Origin of the sequence: Streptomyces sp. NBRC 110611 (assembly GCF_001590865.1) — a bacterium.
Classification (GTDB): Bacteria; Actinomycetota; Actinomycetes; order Streptomycetales; family Streptomycetaceae; genus Streptomyces.
The window spans coordinates 1-1078 of the sequence record NZ_BBUY01000084.1; the positions used below are offsets into that span (position 1 = coordinate 1).

Below are 1078 nucleotides of genomic sequence, written 5' to 3' on the forward strand. Positions count from 1 at the left end.
GCGTGGTCGAGGTGGCGCAGCCCGGTCAGATCGAGCTCCACGTCGCGCCCGGTCGGCAGGGCGTCGAGCTGGTCGAGGATCTTCGGCAGCCGCAGGAAGGTGGCGTTGCCGACGGCCCGGACCAGCACCGGCTCCGCCTCGTCGTCCGGGGTGTGGATCTCGAGGTGGACGTGCGAGGTCTCCCAGGCGGTCTTCGCCACGGCCATCAGCAGGCCGATCAGGACTCCCTCGAACATACCGACCACGACGATGGCGATCGCGGTGACCGACAGCACCACGGCCTCCCCGCGGTGTTCACGCCACAGCGGCACCAGCTCACGCCGCGGGATCAGCTTCCAGCCGGAGTGGACGAGGATGCCCGCGAGCGCGGCCACCGGGACCACGCCCAGTGCGGCGGGGAAGGCCGCCGCGAACACCAGCAGCCAGACGCCGTGCAGCACCCGCGACGCCTTGGTCTTCGCGCCCGCCTGGACGTTGGCGGCGCTGCGCACGATCACCGCGGTCATCGGCAGCGCGCCCAGCACACCGCAGACGGCGTTGCCCGCGCCCTGGGCCATCAGCTCCTTGTCGTAGTCGGTGCGCGGCCCGTCGTGCAGCCGGTCCACCGCCGCGGCGCTGAAGAGGGACTCGGCGGACGCGATCAGGGTGAAGGCGAGGACCGTGCCGATCACCCCGACCTCGGTGAGCTTGCCGAGGTCGGCGAGGCCGGGCGGCTGGATCGCGTCCAGCAGTCCGCTGACCTTGATCTTGGCGACCGGCAGGGAGAGCGCCCAGACCGCGGTGGTGGCGAGCGCCACCGCGGCGAGCGGGGCGGGCAGAATCTGTGCGGCACGCTGCCAGCGGGGCCACAGCACCAGCACGGCGATGGTGCCGGCGCCGACGGCGAACGCGGACAGCGCGGAGGCGGACCGGACGGTGTCGGCGACCAGGCCCGGCAGTGAGCCGATGTTGGCCAGTCCGCTGCCCGGCGCCTTGGCGTCCGCGAGGGCGTAGAGCTGTCCGGCGATCAGCACCAGGCCGATACCGGCCAGCATGCCCTGGACCACGGCGACCGAGATCGCCCGGAACCAGCGCCCCA

Annotated in this window: 1 protein-coding gene; it reads right to left on the bottom strand. The window is 72.9% G+C overall.

What is annotated here, in order from left to right; translation table 11 throughout:
• Positions 1 to 1078, bottom strand: a 1078-nt coding sequence (locus tag AZE13_RS33450; RefSeq protein WP_066940586.1) for a SulP family inorganic anion transporter, incomplete at both ends; no start/stop codon positions are given.